17 protein-coding genes are annotated in these 16,501 nt (G+C 26.6%); 14 read left to right on the top strand and 3 right to left on the bottom strand.

Annotated elements, in window-relative coordinates:
• Positions 1-72 precede the first annotated feature (72 nt).
• Genes CRU91_RS09750 through CRU91_RS09740 form a run of 3 tightly spaced genes read left to right on the top strand, consistent with a single transcriptional unit; the run spans position 73 to position 2,163 of the window.
• Positions 73-669, top strand: a complete 597-nt coding sequence (locus tag CRU91_RS09750) for an ATP-binding cassette domain-containing protein (protein WP_113895039.1) — start codon at positions 73-75, stop codon at positions 667-669.
• A complete protein-coding gene (gene hemH, locus CRU91_RS09745; RefSeq protein ID WP_113895038.1) occupies positions 656-1,582 on the top strand; it encodes a ferrochelatase in 927 nt (308 codons plus the stop codon). Before CRU91_RS09750 ends, hemH begins: the two co-directional genes overlap by 14 nt.
• 11 nt (positions 1,583-1,593) lie before the next feature.
• Entirely contained in the window at positions 1,594-2,163 is a 570-nt protein-coding gene (locus CRU91_RS09740) for a precorrin-2 dehydrogenase/sirohydrochlorin ferrochelatase family protein (protein ID WP_113895037.1), read from the top strand.
• A gap of 3 nt (positions 2,164-2,166) precedes the next feature.
• Here CRU91_RS09740 and cobA read toward each other — a convergent pair whose 3' ends face one another.
• On the bottom strand, positions 2,167-2,898 hold the full coding sequence (gene cobA / locus CRU91_RS09735) for a uroporphyrinogen-III C-methyltransferase (protein ID WP_113895036.1): 732 nt from the start codon (positions 2,896-2,898) through the stop codon (positions 2,167-2,169).
• A 144-nt stretch (positions 2,899-3,042) separates the two neighbouring features.
• Between cobA and CRU91_RS09730 the strand changes: the two genes are divergently transcribed.
• Together CRU91_RS09730 and CRU91_RS09725 are read left to right on the top strand one after the other, a co-directional pair.
• Complete coding sequence (locus CRU91_RS09730; RefSeq protein ID WP_113895035.1) at positions 3,043-3,798, top strand: YdcF family protein; 756 nt, start codon at positions 3,043-3,045, stop codon at positions 3,796-3,798.
• Between the two features lie 185 nt (positions 3,799-3,983).
• The gene (locus CRU91_RS09725; protein ID WP_113895034.1) at positions 3,984-6,272 is read left to right on the top strand and encodes a TonB-dependent receptor domain-containing protein; all 2,289 of its coding nucleotides are present in this window, start codon (positions 3,984-3,986) and stop codon (positions 6,270-6,272) included.
• A 198-nt stretch (positions 6,273-6,470) separates the two neighbouring features.
• Here the strand turns inward: CRU91_RS09725 and CRU91_RS09720 are convergent, their stop codons facing one another.
• Together CRU91_RS09720 and CRU91_RS09715 are read right to left on the bottom strand one after the other, a co-directional pair.
• Entirely contained in the window at positions 6,471-7,193 is a 723-nt protein-coding gene (locus CRU91_RS09720; protein WP_113895033.1) for a zeta toxin family protein, read from the bottom strand.
• On the bottom strand, positions 7,183-7,383 hold the full coding sequence (locus tag CRU91_RS09715) for a hypothetical protein (protein WP_113895032.1): 201 nt from the start codon (positions 7,381-7,383) through the stop codon (positions 7,183-7,185). The genes CRU91_RS09720 and CRU91_RS09715 overlap by 11 nt, the downstream gene beginning before the upstream one ends.
• 117 nt (positions 7,384-7,500) lie before the next feature.
• On the opposite strand from CRU91_RS09715, the gene CRU91_RS09710 reads away from it, so the two are divergent.
• The 9 genes from CRU91_RS09710 (at position 7,501) to CRU91_RS09670 (ending at position 16,439) form a co-directional block, all read left to right on the top strand.
• Entirely contained in the window at positions 7,501-8,241 is a 741-nt protein-coding gene (locus tag CRU91_RS09710; protein WP_113895031.1) for a metal ABC transporter ATP-binding protein, read from the top strand.
• A gap of 12 nt (positions 8,242-8,253) precedes the next feature.
• Positions 8,254-9,051, top strand: coding sequence for a metal ABC transporter permease (locus tag CRU91_RS09705; RefSeq protein WP_113895030.1), 798 nt, complete (start codon positions 8,254-8,256; stop codon positions 9,049-9,051).
• A gap of 21 nt (positions 9,052-9,072) precedes the next feature.
• Positions 9,073-9,909, top strand: a complete 837-nt coding sequence (locus CRU91_RS09700) for a CvfB family protein (RefSeq protein ID WP_113895029.1) — start codon at positions 9,073-9,075, stop codon at positions 9,907-9,909.
• A gap of 71 nt (positions 9,910-9,980) precedes the next feature.
• Positions 9,981-10,256 carry a hypothetical protein gene (locus tag CRU91_RS09695; protein WP_113895028.1) on the top strand — a complete coding sequence of 92 codons (276 nt, stop codon included), beginning with the start codon at positions 9,981-9,983 and terminating at the stop codon, positions 10,254-10,256.
• A gap of 15 nt (positions 10,257-10,271) precedes the next feature.
• Positions 10,272-10,811 carry a thiol peroxidase Prx-SUH gene (gene prx-suh / locus CRU91_RS09690; RefSeq protein ID WP_113895027.1) on the top strand — a complete coding sequence of 180 codons (540 nt, stop codon included), beginning with the start codon at positions 10,272-10,274 and terminating at the stop codon, positions 10,809-10,811.
• Positions 10,812-10,937: 126 nt separating this feature from the next.
• Positions 10,938-11,663, top strand: coding sequence for a tetratricopeptide repeat protein (locus tag CRU91_RS09685; protein ID WP_113895026.1), 726 nt, complete (start codon positions 10,938-10,940; stop codon positions 11,661-11,663).
• A gap of 72 nt (positions 11,664-11,735) precedes the next feature.
• Positions 11,736-12,962, top strand: a complete 1,227-nt coding sequence (locus CRU91_RS09680; protein ID WP_113895025.1) for an NnrS family protein — start codon at positions 11,736-11,738, stop codon at positions 12,960-12,962.
• Between the two features lie 241 nt (positions 12,963-13,203).
• Entirely contained in the window at positions 13,204-15,246 is a 2,043-nt protein-coding gene (locus CRU91_RS09675; protein ID WP_113895024.1) for an ATP-dependent helicase, read from the top strand.
• A 26-nt stretch (positions 15,247-15,272) separates the two neighbouring features.
• A complete protein-coding gene (locus CRU91_RS09670) occupies positions 15,273-16,439 on the top strand; it encodes a cation:proton antiporter (protein WP_113895023.1) in 1,167 nt (388 codons plus the stop codon).
• Positions 16,440-16,501: the final 62 nt, after the last annotated feature.

Here is a 16,501-nt window from a genome sequence, read left to right as displayed (position 1 = left end):
AGCTATTACAATTAGAAGTTTTGCTTATTATTGTATAATGATTGTGTAGATTAAAAACAAAGGAATATTTATTTGGAAAATGTAGTTTTAGAGATAAAAAATCTATCTTTTTATTACAAAAAAGATAGTCCAATTTATAGAGATTTTAATTTGATTTTACAAAAGGGAGAACTTGTAACTATTTTTGGAAAAAGTGGAAGTGGAAAAACAACACTTTTTGAACTTATATTAGGCAATTTAAAAGCACAAAAAGGAACAATATACAAATCAAAAATAGCGATGATTTTTCAAGACCCATTTAACTCTTTTCATCCAACATATACGATTTATGAACAAATATGTGATGTTGTAAAAAGAGATTTTAAAGAAGAGATAGATACTATTTTGGAAAAATTAAGTCTAAATTTGGAACTTTTACATAAAAAAAGTTATGAGTTAAGTGGCGGACAGCTTCAAAGATGTTCTATTTTAAGGGCAATTTTACAAAAGCCAGATTTACTTTTGATAGATGAACCAACATCCGCACTTGATAATATAATAGCTTATGATGTGATGAAACTTTTAATTACACTTTTGAAAGATAGTGCTATTTTGTTGGTAACTCACGATATAGATATGGCAAAATGGTGTAGTAATAAAATAATAAGGTTAGAAGATGCAAACAAATAGAGCAATAGTTCTACTAAATATGGGCGGAGCTAGAAACAAAAATGAATTAAAAATGTTTTTAACAAATATGTTTAATGATGAAAATATTTTAACAATAAAAAATAGTTTGATTAGAAAAATAGTAGCTTCTGTTATTGTAAATAAAAGATTGGATAGTGCTTGGGAAAATTATGAAAAAATAGGTAATAGCTCTCCTATCAATCCTCTTACAGAAAAACTGGTTGAAAAATGTAATGAACAAATAAAAGATTTTAAAACTTACCAAATTATGAGATATACGCCACCTTTTGCAAATGAAGTAATACAAAAAATGAAAAAAGATGGTATAGAAGAGATTATTTTGCTTCCTTTGTATCCACAATACTCTACAACTACTACAAAATCTTCTTTAGAAGATTTTTTAAAATATGAAAAAAATAGTTTTAAAATAAAAGTAATATATGATTTTTATAAAAATGATAGTTTTAACAACAGTATTGTAAATGAAATTTTAAGAAATATTGATGATGAAACAAATTACAATCTAATATTTTCAGCTCACGGACTACCACAAAAAATAGTGGACAATGGAGATCCATATCAAAGACAAATGATTGAACAAATAGAACTTTTAAAGCAAAAGTTAGAAGAAAAAGGTAAAGTTTTTAAATCAATAAATCTAGCATATCAATCAAAAGTTGGACCTTTAAAATGGCTTGAACCATCACTTGAAGAAATGTTAAAAAATTTCAAAGATGAAAATGTCATCATATATCCATTGTCTTTTATCGTTGATAACTCTGAAACGGATTTTGAACTAGATATTGAATATAGACATATTGCACAAAATTTAGGAATAAAAGATTATAAAGTTTGTAGATGTGTAAATGATAGTGATGAATTTATAGAAACTATTAAAGATATTATAAAATAAAAGGCTTATTTATGGCATATTTTCCAGCATTTTTAAAGTTTGATGATAAGAGTATTTTAATTGTTGGTGGTGGAAATATAGCTTTAGAAAAACTAACTCATATTCTAAATTTTTCTTCAAATATTACTTTAATAGCAAAAGATTATCTACTTCAAACAAAAAGTTTGATAGATGAAAATAACTTAAAATTTTTTAAAAGAGCTTATGAAAAAGGTGATATAAAAGATTTTGATATTGTTATTGTTGCAGTTGATGATTTTAATCTACAAGAAAGTATTTACTTTGAAACAAGAAATCACAATATTTTATGTAATTGTGTAGATTTACAACAATATTGTGATTTTATCTTCCCTTCGTATATAAAAAAAGGTGATTTAACAGTTGCTATCTCAACAAGTGGAAGTTCTCCTGCATTTGCTAAAAATTTTAAGCAGTATCTTTTAAAAGTAATACCAGAAGATGTAGAAGATTTTTTAAAAGAGTTAAAATCTTTACGAACTATCATTCCCAAAGGAAAAGAAAGAATGCAACTTTTTGATAAAAAAGTAAAAGATTATATAAACTCTTGGGATAAAAGATAAGATTTAACTAAACCAATCTAACTCTTCTCTTAGCTTTACAACTTCACCAACTACTATAATAGCGGGAGTTGGCATATCTTTTGATTTTTGTACGATATCTTTTAAAGTTCCAGTTACAACTTTTTGATTTTTTGTTGTTCCTTTTGAGATAATAGCACAAGGTGTATTTGATGGTTTTCCAATTTCTAATAGTCTGTTTTTTATTAACTCAATATTGTGAAGTCCCATCAAAAAAATTATTGTTTCATTTGTTTTAAAACTTTCCCAATCTATTTGACAAACATCTTTATCTGGAGTTTCATGCCCCGTTACAACTCTAAAAGAACAAGTTATTCCTCTATGAGTTACAGGAATTCCAGCATAAGCTGGAACACTAATACTTGAAGTAACTCCAGGAATTATTTCAAATTTAACATCTCTTTGTTTTAAATATAGTGCTTCCTCTCCTCCTCGTCCAAATACGAAAGGATCTCCACCTTTTAGCCTTACAACAACATCATATTTTAAACTATTTTGGTATATTATCTCATTTATTTCATCTTGTGGAATTATATGTTTTCCAGACTCTTTTCCTACAAATATAAACTCACATCCATCTTTTGCCATATCTAAAATATCAGGATTTGCTAATTTATCATAGATTATTATATCTGCTTGTTTTATAACTTTACAGGCTTTTAAAGTTAATAGTTCAATATCTCCTGGACCTGCTCCTGTTAAATATACTTTGTTCATTTTCTCTCAATTTAAAAATTTTTATAGAGTTTTAGCATTTAAAGGCTTTTTTTATCTTAAATTTTGGGTGTTTTTGCCAAAAATTTTGTTAATTTGTGTTATAAAGATAGTTTTAAATCTATATCAAATTTGTAAGGTTTTTCTATGTTTGTAATCAAAAAAATCATCTCTGCTTTTTTTCTACCTATCCCAATAGGGTTGTTTTTATTAATTTTATCTCTGTTCTTTTTACTAAAGAATTCATATAAAAAAGCTAAATTATTTTTAGTTTTTTCTTTTGTTTGGTTTGTTTTAATATCAAATCAAATAGTATCAAATGCTCTTCTTTCTCCCCTTGAAAATTATTATCCAGCTTTGATAGATACACCAAAAGTAAACTATATCTTAGTTTTAGGAAATGCACATAAAAGTGATGAAAATTTGGCTATATCTTCTCAAGTAAAAGAGACTGCCATTAATAGATTGGTTGATGGTATAAGACACTATAATAATTTGAAGAATGAGCAATATGCTGTAAAACTAATAGTTTCTGGATATAGTTTTGATGATATAAACTCTCATGCACAAATGCAAAAAAAATTAGCAATATCTTTGGGTGTAGATGAAAATGATATCATCACTCTTGATACACCAAAAGATACAAAAGAGGAAGCAATAGAAACAAAGAAAATAGTAGAAGATGAAGAAGTTATTTTAGTAACAAGTGCAAGTCATATGAAAAGAGCTGTGTTACTTTTTGAAAAAGAGGGTTTAACCGTACTTCCAAGCCCTACACAACACAAAGGATATAGCACGATTTATCCTACTTCATTTTTTGATGCAAATAATATAAAAAAAGTTGAACTAGCTTTTCATGAATATTTAGGAATATTATATTCTTACCTAAAAGGTGACATATAACAATAAATTTCTAAAAATCTCTAATAATTGTTATTGATTTTATCTTTTTTTAAGTTTAAAACATTAAGATGGCATTTACCTTTTATTAATAGTTGCTATCAACATTAATACAAAGATAATAAAATAGTTTCTCCTAAAACTATTTTAAGAAATTTTAAGTCGAAAAAAACAAAAAAAGGAAGAAAATGAAAATACGAATGGCTAAAACAGTAGCGACAGCTCTACTAGTTTACGGGGGGGGGTACAACCTACTAAGTGCTAACGAAACAACTGTACTTGATGATGTACAAGTTGTAACATCTGCTGCTGGGTATGAACAAAAAATAACAGATGCTCCCGCATCAATCTCTGTAATCACTCAAGAAGACTTACAAAAAAAACCATATACAAACTTACTAGATGCTGTTAAAGATATCGAAGGTGTTGATATAGGTGAAACAAATGATAAAACTAACAATGGACAAGTTAGTATCAGAGGTATGGGTGCTGACTATACTCTTTTGCTTGTAGATGGAAAAAGACAAAATAATAATGGAGATTTATATCCAAATAGTTTTGGCGGTGTTCAATGGGCAAGTATTCCACCACTTTCTATGGTGGAGAGAATAGAAGTTGTAAGAGGACCTATGAGTACACTTTATGGTTCTGATGCAATGGGTGGAGTTATAAATATCATAACTAAAAAAATATCAAATGAATGGACAGGTGCGATAGGTTATGCTAAAACTATCCAAACAGAAAATGATTATGGAAATGATGATAGAGTAGATTTTTCTATTATGGGACCAATTGTAAAAGATAAATTAGGTTTAAGTTTGAGAGGAAGTTTCTTTGATGTAGATAAATCAAATCCTGAATATGCTAAGTTGTACTATAATGGAACAGATGTTAGCAAGGGAAATGATAGTTTTGGTTCAGGAAAAGGAAATGTTAAGCATGAAGATTGGACATTTGGCGCAGGATTGGCATTTACTCCAAATGAAAATCATACAATTAAATTTGATTATGATGTAGCAAAACAGAAATATGATAATACACCTTATATAAAAAGAGATGGCACAATAGGGGATCCATTAGGTACGAATGATACATATAGTGCTTTACTTCAACAAAGAGCTGGGTATAAAGATGAGTTAAGATTTGAAAGAGAACAATATGCTTTAAATTGGGAAGCTGATTGGGCTGTTGGTAAAAGTACAGTTGGTATTCATCATGTGGATACAAATAATAATGGAAGAACTTTACCTCCAACTCTTGATGAAAGAGAATATATGAAAAATATGGGGTATTTATATAGTGGTAGTAATGTAAATAGTGCAGCAAATCAAGCAAAATTAGCTGCTGCAATGCAAGACCCAGTTTTTCTTGCTATGTTACCAAGACCTGATAGACCATTACAATCAAAAAATACTACATATAGTGCAAAATATGAATTACCTTTAAATAATCATTTCTTAGTTGTAGGAGCTGAATATCAAAAATCTGAACTTAAAGATGGTGTTTTTGGTATGGAAAAAGGAAACTCAGATGTATCTAAAGAATATTATCAGTATGCTCTATATGCAGAAGATAATTGGAATATTATAGATCCATTAACTCTTACTGTTGGGGCAAGATATAATAAACATGAAGATTTTGGAGATAATATAAGCCCAAGAGTTTATCTAAGCTATGCCGCAACTGATAGTTGGACGTTTAAAGGAGGAGTATCTACTGGATATAAAGCTCCAAAGGCAACCGACCTTTATGATGGTATTACTGGATTTGGATCTCAAGGGGCTAATCCTATGATTGGAAATCCAGATTTAAAACCTGAAAAATCTATAAGTTATGAAATAGCAGCTTACTATGAGCATGAAAATAAACATAATTTCAATGTTACTTTATTCCAAAATAATTTTAAAGATAAAATTGAAACAAATAGTGATTTTAAAGGAACAGCTGGAGATAGATGGGAAGCTTTAAGAGCTGCAAATGGTTCATTAAGTAAAAAAGAAAATGTTGCTAAAGCTACTATAAAAGGTATTGAAGTTGCTGGTAAATATTATATCTTAGATAATTTATCTATTAAAGCAAACTATACATATTTAAATTCAGAGAATAAGGCAGATGATAAACCATTATCTAATTCTCCAAAACATATGTATAATGCTACTTTAGATTGGGAAGCTACATCTAAACTTAATACATATTTACAATTATCAGGAGATATCGATAGATATAGAAGTACTTATGCAGATTCTAATGGAAATAATAAAGATTTATACTATAAAAATTTCTCTATTTGGAATTTAGGTGCTTCGTATAAGTTTACAAAAGATTTTACTCTTATAGGTAGAGTAAACAACTTATTTGATAAAGATTATTTAGAATATGGTTTAGCTGATAGAGTTGGAACTACAAATTACTATGATGAGTATAATAATAAACCAGCAGGTAGAAATTTCTGGTTAAGTGCTAGATATACATTCTAAAATAGATAGATTTTTTATTTTTATTCGTTCTCAAGTTATTAACTTGGGAATGAAAAAATTTAAGTGTGGGTTATAAAGTATTTTTCTTGTGATTAAATTTTAGATTAAAATACGATAAACAATAAACAATTTGAAAATAATTTTATTTTCATAGCATTTCCTTTCATACTTTGTAACTCATACTTAGGTTTTAAAATCTCATTGTTGAAGAATCTTATTTTTTTCATTATATGTTTTAGTTAGAATATATTTGTAGTTATTCATTGAATTGATAATATTATTACATAATTGCAAGTGACTTTTTTGGATATTTGAGTCATCAAAAATCAAATCTTTTGTCAAATCATCAATCCAGTTTATTTTTAAATTAACTAAATTATCAAAACAAATATTCCCTTGAGAAATACTTTTTACAATTATGGGTGGTTCATTTATTCTTGAATTATCTATTAATATTAAACAGTCAATATTCTTGATTGATTTTTTTACATTATTAAAGCATTTTTCTTTTCTTTCAATGAGTTTTTTAATTGGCACATCATGACCACCTTGTTTAACTCTATTATAAAGATATAAAACATTTATTTGTTCATCTTCTGTATTTGTAAAAAAAGTTACTATATCATAGTTTTTTTCTTTTAATTTGAATAAAAAATCTACTTTTTCTTGTGTAGAGAATACAGTTTCTACAATCATATCTTTATTGTTTTGTAGTAATTCATTTCTTCTATCTTCTGCTATTTTAAAAGCTTTAATATAGTTTTCTTTTGTTTCTTCTAATTTTAATTCTTCTTTCAGTATTAAATCAGGATTTATATAAGTTCCAGCAATGATTTTGTTATTTAATAGATGTGAAATAAATGTTGATTTTCCAGAAGCATTTGCACCGACAAATATAAAAGCTTTTGGTCTATTTTGCATAATATATACCTAATTTATCTAAATTAGTTTTCATAACATCTGATAAGATAATCTTTTTCAACCTATAATTTTTCATAGATTGAACTAACTTATTTAGATCTATATTTTTTGTTATTGAACAAGACACATTACCATAAATATTATTTGAGTTAAGCTTAATTCTTTTTATATTTTTTTTTGTTATTTTCAAAACTTACTCCTTATGATTTTGCTCTTATTATAGCATTTAATTATATAAAAATAAAAAACAGCAAATTTAATCGACATTTTGATACTATTGCAACAAAGTTGCAAATAAAGGTTTTTAGTGAATTTAATAAATATAAATAAACTTTTTTTTAAATATCAAAAAACAGATGTTTTGGAAAATGTAAACTTAACAATTAAAAATGATGATTTTCTAGCTATCATAGGACCAAATGGTGGTGGAAAATCAACTCTTTTAAAGCTGATTTTAGGGCTTTTACCTATTCAAAATGGAACAATAGAAAAAAATATAAAAACTAGTGAAGTAGGCTATGTTCCTCAAAATACAAATTTAAATATTGATTTTCCTATTACAGCTTTAGAAGTTGTTTTAATGGGACATATAAGTAGTAAAAAAAGATTTTTTGGATATTCAAAAGATGAAATTGCTTGTGCTTTAACTTCTTTAGAGCAAGTAGGTATGAAAGAGTTTTCAAATAAGAAAATAGGTGATTTAAGTGGAGGTCAGAGGCAAAGAGTGTTTATTGCAAGAGCTTTGTGTTCCAATCCCAAAATTATGCTTTTGGATGAACCAACAGCAAGTATTGATGTAAAAGGGCAACAAGAGATATATGAACTTTTGAAAGAGTTAAATAAATCAATTTGTATAGTTGTTGTAAGTCATGATTTATCAATACTATTAAACTATGCAAAAAATGTAGCTCATGTAAATAGAAGTTTAGTTTTTCATAGTTTAGAACAAGTACAAAAAAATGTTACTTTAACAGATGACCATCTTTGTGAAGTTGAACTTCTTTCAGCTTTAGGTAAAACACAAATTTGTTGCAACCACGTACATTAAAGGCAAATATTTATGGAAATTTTACAATATGATTTTATACAAAATGCACTTATTTCAGGAGTTTTGATATCTATTGCGGCTGGGGTTATTGGAACTTTAGTAGTAGTAAATAAAATAACATTTTTAACTGGTGGAATAGCACATAGTGCTTATGGTGGTATTGGTCTTGCTATTTTTTTAGGAATTCCAGTTTTATTTGGAGCAACTATATTTGCTGTAATTACAGCCATCATCATAGCTATTATAACTTTGAAAAATAGAAGCAGAATAGATGCAATTATTGGTATGATGTGGGCAAGTGGAATGGCAATAGGTATTATCTTTGTGGATTTAACACCTGGCTATAATGTAGATTTGATGAGTTACCTTTTTGGTTCTATTATTGCAGTTTCTAGTGAAGATATAGTATATATGAGTTTATTAGATATTTTTATAATAGCAATTGTTTTGTTTTTTTATAAAGAAATTTTAGCAGTTTCATATGATAGTGAATTTGCAACTTTAAGAGGTATAAATGTAAAGTTTTTTTATACTTTGATATTGATTTTATCAGCACTTTGTGTAGTTGCGGCTATAAAGGCTGTTGGATTAATACTTGTAATCGCACTTCTTACAATTCCAACATATTTAGCAGAAAATTTTGCTTCAAAATTATCTACTATGATGATAATTAGTTCAATTTTAGCTACAATGTTTACAATAGTTGGGCTTATATTTTCGTATTTTTATGATATAAGCTCTGGAGCTAGTATAATTATGGTCGCAGTTGTTGCTTTAGGAGTTGTAAAGCTAATCAAATATAAAAAATAAAAATGAAACGGAAAAACCAAAATGAATAAAAAAATAGAAGTAGGGAAGATAAATACCCTAAAAATTTATAGAGCAAGTGAACCAGGGCTTTACCTAAAAAGTTTAGATGAAGAAGAGGTTTTATTGCCAAATGCCTATGTTAAAAAAGAGATGGCAATAGATAGTTTACTTGATGTTTTTATCTATACTGATAGTGAAGATAGACTTGTTGCTACCACTTTGAAACCTTATATCTATGTAAATGAATTTGCTTTTTTACAAGTTGTTGACAATGCAAAATTTGGTTCTTTTGTAGATATTGGGTTGCCAAAAGATATTTTAGTTCCAAAGAATAAACAAAAAAGTACTTTTGTAAAAGGAACTTATAAAGTTCTTCAACTTCAGTTAGATAAAAGAACAAATAGACTTTGTGCTTCTGAAAAATTTGAATTAAAAAAAGAGATAAAAAATTTAAATAAAAGTGATGAGGTTGAGATATTGTTATATTCAAAAACTCCACTTGGTTTTAAAGTTATTGTAAATAATCTTTATGAAGGTATGATTTTTCACTCTGAAATTTTTGAAAATATTAAAATAGGTGACAAAAAGAGAGCTTATGTAAAAAGTGTAAGAGAAGATGGAAAATTGGATATTAGCTTACAAAAAATAGGACAAAAAGTTGATGAAGATAAAGTTATTGAGATATTAAAAGCCAATAATGGAAGTGTAAATTTTACATATAAAAGTGAAGCTAGTGATATAAAAGATATATTTGCTATGAGTAAAAAGGCTTTTAAGGCTACTTTAACAAAATTAATAGAACGAAAAAAAATTGTATTAGAAGAAAATTGTATTAGATTAAATAGTAAAAATTCTTGATTTAGAATAAGAGTATTTTTATCCTATTTTAATATAATTACAAACGAATATCATAAAAAAAAAGGAAAGGTATGTTTGGATTTAGTAATAGTATAAGATTTGAGAAATTTAGAAAATTTGGTTATTTCTTTTTTTTATTACTTTTCTTTGCATCTTTTTCTTTTCAAACTTATGATTTTATAGTTTATAGAAAGAGTTATGAGTTTTTTTCTTTGTTGATTCCTATGTTTTTTACTTTTTATTTTCAATTTTTTTATGGTATTGAAGCTATATTAAAAAGATTTGATGAGATAAATGAAAAAGCAAAAAAAGAGGCATTAGAAGAAAAAAGTATAATAAAAAATTAATACAAAGGATTTAAAATGGCAACAGTAAAATTTAAAGGTGAATTAGAAGTAAATTTAAGTGGTAGCGAAGTAAATGTTGGAGATATAGCTCCTGTTGTAAGTGGAGTTGGAGCTGATTTAAGTGATGTTACTATTGGTGGACAACAAGGTCTTACTCAAATTGTTGTAGCAGTTCCATCTCTAGATACTGGTGTTTGTGCTGCAGAAGCTAGAAGATTCAATGAAGAAGCTTCAAAAATAGAAAATGCCCAAGTTGTTATAATTTCAATGGATTTACCATTTGCTATGAAAAGATTTTGTACAACAGAAGGAATTGAAAACCTAAAAGTTGCATCTGACTTTAGAGCAAAAGCTTTTGCAAAGTCTTATGGAGTTTTACAAGCAAATGGACCATTGGCAGGTTTAACTGCAAGAGCAATATTTATAATAAATCCTTCTGGGAAAATAACTTATAAGCAGATAGTTCCTGAAATAACTTCTGAACCAGACTATGCTTCTGTTTTAGCTGCTCTTAAAGATGCTACATCAACTTCTTGTTGTGGAAGTTGTCACTAAAATAATATAATTATAGCTTAGAAAAATTCTAAGCTATAATCTTTTAAAATCTCTCTAATTTATCTTTAATTAATCTAAAAATAGTAACATGTTTCGTAAAATCTTTTTATTTTAAAGGAGTTAATTATGATTAGAAATATACTTAAACTTTTGTTTGTATCATTTTTTTCTTTTCAAATATCAAATGCAAGTTTGGTAGAAGATGGTTATTTAGAACTTGAAAAAGGTAATGTCTTAGAAGCTGCAAATATATTTAAAAATGCTTGTGAAAAAGGTGCATTTGCTGGTTGTTATAATTTAGGACTTATGTATTACAAGGGTGAACATATAGCTAAAAACTATGAAAAAGCTTTTCAATTATTTACAAAAGCTTGTGATGAAGGGCATAAAAATGCTTGTTATAATTTAGCATATATGTATGAAAAAGGACAAGGAGTACAAAGTGATAGTTTTAAAGCTGTTGATTTGTATATAAAAACTTGTAAAGATGGAATTAGTTTTTCTTGTCTTAACTTGGCAACAATGTATGAAAAGGGGAATGGTGTAGAGCAAGATAATTTTAAAGCTGTAGAGTTTTATACAAAAGCTTGTGAATTAAACAATCCTAAAGCTTGTTTTTCTTTGGCACTAAAATACAATAATGCAGATGGTGTAGAACAATCTCCTTTAACAGCTATAAATCTATATCAAAAATCTTGTGATTTAGGATATTCTTATGCTTGTTACAATTTGGGAGTTATGTATATTGATGGAAAGTTTTTATCACAAAATAAAAATAAAGCAAAACAATATTTTAAACAAGCTTGTGATATGAAATTAGATATTGCTTGTAAAGAGTTGAATAATCTTTAGATCTTGTTTAATATCAAGGTAGATTTGATAAAAAATAGATAAAATCTTCTAAATTAATATTTAGGAGATTTTATGAATTCTTGGTATAAAAAATTTGCTTCTCAGCCACATCAACCATTTTTTACAAATGGTATAGTTTTTTTCATACTTTTTATTACAATATTTGCTTTTGCTTACTCTAATATAATAAATTTAGATAGTTCACTTTTAACTTATCATGCTTATAGTTTAATATTTGTTGTTTTTATACAGTTTTTTTTAGGGTTTTTATTTGTTGTTTTTCCAAAATTTTTGATGCAAAGTGAAATAGCTGTAAGTGAATATATGAAGCAATTTTTTATATATTTATTTGCCAGTATTGGTATTTTTTTATCTTTGATTTTTTATTCAAAAATAACTTTTATTTTCCAAATGATACTTTTTATTGTTCAGATTATGAGCTTTAAATTGCTATATTCAATTCATAAAAAAAGTATTATGAAAGATAAAAATGATACAAAATGGGTTTTAATTTCTTTTATAGCTGGACTTATATCTCACTTTTTTTACATTGCTTCAAATTTAGAGTTTACAAACTCTTATATGCTATCAAAAGTTGCTATAAATAGTGGTTTTTATCTCTTTTTATTTATGATTGTTTTTGCAATTTCTCAAAGAATGATACCTTTTTTTACAAGAGTTATGGTTCCAAACTATGTTATAAATAAAAGTAGCAAACTTTTAGATATATTATTTCTATTACTTATTTTAAAAGTTATATTGCTATCTTTTGATAATCCTAAATTAAATCTAATTTCTGATATTCCTATTTTTATATTTTTAGTAAGAGAGTTATTTATATGGAAATTACCAACTTTTAAAGTTCCTCCAATTGTTTGGATTTTACATTTGGGATTGTATTGGATTTTAATTGCATTTTTTATATCAATTATTGAAGGAATTTTTGCTTTTATTAACCCAAATTTTTTCTTTGAGAAAGTTGTAATTCATACTATTGCTATTGGATATTTTGTTACAGTTTTAGTTGGATTTGGAACTAGAGTTGTTTTAGGACACTCTGGAAGAAAAATAGAAACAAAACTTTTTGCAGTTTCAGTTTTTGTTGCAGTTCAGATTTTAACTTTTATTAGAATCTTTGCTTCAATTAGTTCAAATTTTGGTTTAAACTATATCTTTTTTATAGAGTTAAGTGCTATTTTGTTAGTTTTAGCCCTTATAATATGGTCTTTTAAATACATTACTATTTTAGTGGAAAATGAAAAAAAGGTAGAAAATATTTCAAAATGGAGTTCGAATTAATTTTCGATTAATCTTTTTAGTGTATAATTTCGGTATAAGTTAAGTTTAACATAGCTTAATTTATACGAGTATTTTTAAGATAAGTTTCTTAAATAGATAATTTTTTTATGTTTCCTTGTGTAGAAAAGGTCGCTTCCCCTAGGCGACCTTTTTTTTTGTCTTTTTTTCAATCTTTCTTAAAACTTTTATGATACTATTCCAAAATGATTTCACTTTATACAATAATTAAATAAGCCTAAAAATGCCTCTATCAAACTTAAATCAAGAACAACTCTTAGCAGCAACTTGCAGAAGCGGATATAATCTTATAATTGCAAGTGCAGGAACAGGAAAAACATCTACGATTGTTGGAAGAATATCTTATTTGTTGAATTCTGGTATTAATCCCAAAGAAATTTTACTACTTACTTTTACAAATAAAGCAGCCCAAGAGATGGTTTCTAGGGTTTCTAAAATATTTGGAAATGAGATAGCTAAAAAAATTACAGCTGGAACTTTTCACTCCGTTTCGTATAAGCTTTTAAAAGAGCTAAACTTAAATATTGCATTAAAACAACCAAATGAATTAAAAACTTTATTTAAATCCTTATATGAAAAACGAGTTTTTATGGATAGAAGCGATGAAGCTTCGCCTTATGATGGTGGATATTTATACGATATGTACTCTTTATATTTAAATTCTCATAATAATGAAGATTTTTCAACATGGATAAAAGAAAAAAGTCCAGCACATGAAATATATACTTTAATATATGAAGATGTTATTGACGAGTTTAACACTCTAAAAAAAGAGTATGGATATGTAAACTTTGATGATTTGCTTACAACTATGCTTGAAGTTTTAGGAGATAAAGATTTTGAATTTAAAGAAATTTTAGTAGATGAATATCAAGATACAAATCCTTTGCAAGGAAGATTACTTGATGCTTTTAAACCAAAATCTCTGTTTTGTGTAGGAGATTATGACCAAAGTATTTATGCTTTCAATGGTTCAGATATTGGAATTATCTCTACTTTTTCAAAAAGATATAATGATTCAAATGTTTTTACTTTAAGAAAAAACTATCGTTCAACTAAACCTATTTTAGATTTAGCAACAAAAGTTATAGAGTTCAATGAAAGAATTTATGAAAAAAAACTTGAAGTTGTAAGAAGTGAAGCTATTTACCAGCCAAAACTTTTAGCTTTTGATGAACTTTTTTCTCAATATGAATATATTTCAAAACTGATTTCACAAAGTCAAACTCCACATAATGAAATAGCAATAATTTATCGAAATAACTCAAGTGCAGATGGAATAGAAGCAAATTTAAGAGAGTTTTCAATTCCAGCTAAAAGAAAAGGTGGAATGAGTTTTTTTGATTCAGTAGAGGTTAAATTTATACTTGATATTTTGGTATTACAAGTTTCAAACAATGATATGATGGCATTTATTCATATAGTAGAACATGGCAAAGGCATAGGAAAAGCCGTTGCAAAAGATTTGTTCGATGCTTTGATTACTTTAGGAGATGGAAATATTTTTCAGGGACTTTTTTCTCCTAATCCATCTATAAATAACCCTTTTGATAATAAAAAAGTTAAAAATCAGCAACTAGGACTTTTTGATGATTTTTTAGAATTAGGAAGTGTATCTAAATATAAAGATTGTAATTTTGAAGAATCTTTTTTATCAAATCCTATATTAAAACATCCAAAACTAAATGTTGATAGTGCAAAGTATTTATATGATTTATATTTACTTTTCAAACAATTAAGAAGAACAAAAAATCCTGAAAGTTTAATAACTATGATTGGTTCATCAATGGCTTATTCAAAAATTAAAGAGTTTTTATCTACAAAAAGAGCAACTCAAAAAGATGGAACAATAAATCCAATACAAAAAACAAAAGCCTTAGCTAAAATCAATAGAAAAGCAATGCTTTTAAAAAATCTTTCAAGAAATTTTAGTGATTTATCAAAATTTATCAATTCTATGATTTTAGGCGGAAGTGAATTAAGTGAAGGAGAAGGAGTAAACCTTTTATCAATCCATGCAAGTAAAGGGTTAGAGTTTAAAGAAGTTTATGTAATAGATCTTATGGATGGAAGATTTCCAAATAGAAAACTTATGAGTAAAGGTGGAAGTTTGGAAGAAGAGAGACGTCTTTTTTATGTTGCCGTTACAAGAGCAAAGGATATTTTATATCTATCTTATGCAAAATATGACAAAATAAAAAAATTAACTTTTATTTATAGTCCATTTTTAAAAGAAGCTGGATTAATCAAAGATGAAAATCAATAAAATGTTGATATTTTTTTAGGAAAAATATGGAAAAAATACTTTTAATTATTACGATTTGTACCATAATTATGGTATCTCCACTTATTTCAAAGCTTATAAAAACACCAGTTGTTGTTATAGAAATATTGTTAGGATTACTTTGTGGTTATTTAGGTCTTATTTATGATGATGAGACATTAAAACTTGTTGCTAAGTTTGGCTTTGTTTATTTGATGTTTTTAGCAGGATTAGAAATAAATTTCAAATTAGTAAAAGTTATAAAATCTACTATGGCTGTAAATGTTATTTTATATTTTATACTTCTATACACTATTTCAGGTATTGTTTGTTGGATTTTTGATTTAGGTTTAACTTATTTTGTTGCTCTTCCTATCTTCTCTCTTGGAATGTTAATGATGCTTATAAAAGAGTATGGAAAAGAAGAACCATGGCTAAATCTTGCCTTATCAATAGGTGTTGTTGGAGAAATAATAAGTATTTTGGCACTTACCTTATTTGCTGGTTGGACAGAGTATGGATTAAGTAGTAATTTCTTTATTTCTATCCTTACTATTATAGGAGTTGTTGCTGCTACGATTTTATTATTAAGATTTTCATATATGACTTTTTGGTGGTTTCCTGAAGTAAAAAAATATTTAATTCCAGATAATGTTGATGATAAACATGACCAAGATATAAGATTTTCGATATCACTACTTTTAATATTAGTATCTATTATGCTAATTTTAAAAATAGATGTTGTTTTGGGAGCATTTACAGCTGGACTTTTCTTTAAAATGTTTTTTCATCAAAAACAAGAACTTCTACACAAAATAGAATCTTTTGGTTTTGGTTTTTTTGCTCCAATATTTTTTATATATACTGGTTCAACTGTAAAATTAGATATGATAACTTTAGATATTTTAACTCATGCACTATTTATTATGTGTGCAATTGTTAGTATAAGGTTTATTAGCTCTTATTTAGTATTTTTAAAATATCTAAAACCAAAACAAACTGCACTTTTTGCTTTAAGTGATTCTATGCCACTTACTTTTATGGTTGCAATTGCAATGCTTTCATACAATTATGGATTGATTAGTGAATCTGAATATTTTTCATTTATTATTGCAAGTATGATAGATGGTTTACTTTTAATGGTAATTATTAGAAAACTATATAAATTCTTTAAAGTAAATCCTCAAATCAACTAAACTTTATAAAAAACAGCAAATTATAACTTGCTGTTTTTTTAATTATAAGAAAATAAAATAAT

Origin of the sequence: Aliarcobacter vitoriensis, from assembly GCF_003316695.1 — a bacterium.
Lineage (GTDB): Bacteria > Campylobacterota > Campylobacteria > Campylobacterales > Arcobacteraceae > Aliarcobacter > Aliarcobacter vitoriensis.
Note: the sequence above shows the minus strand (reverse complement) of the source record. Positions and strands in the feature narration are given on the sequence as shown.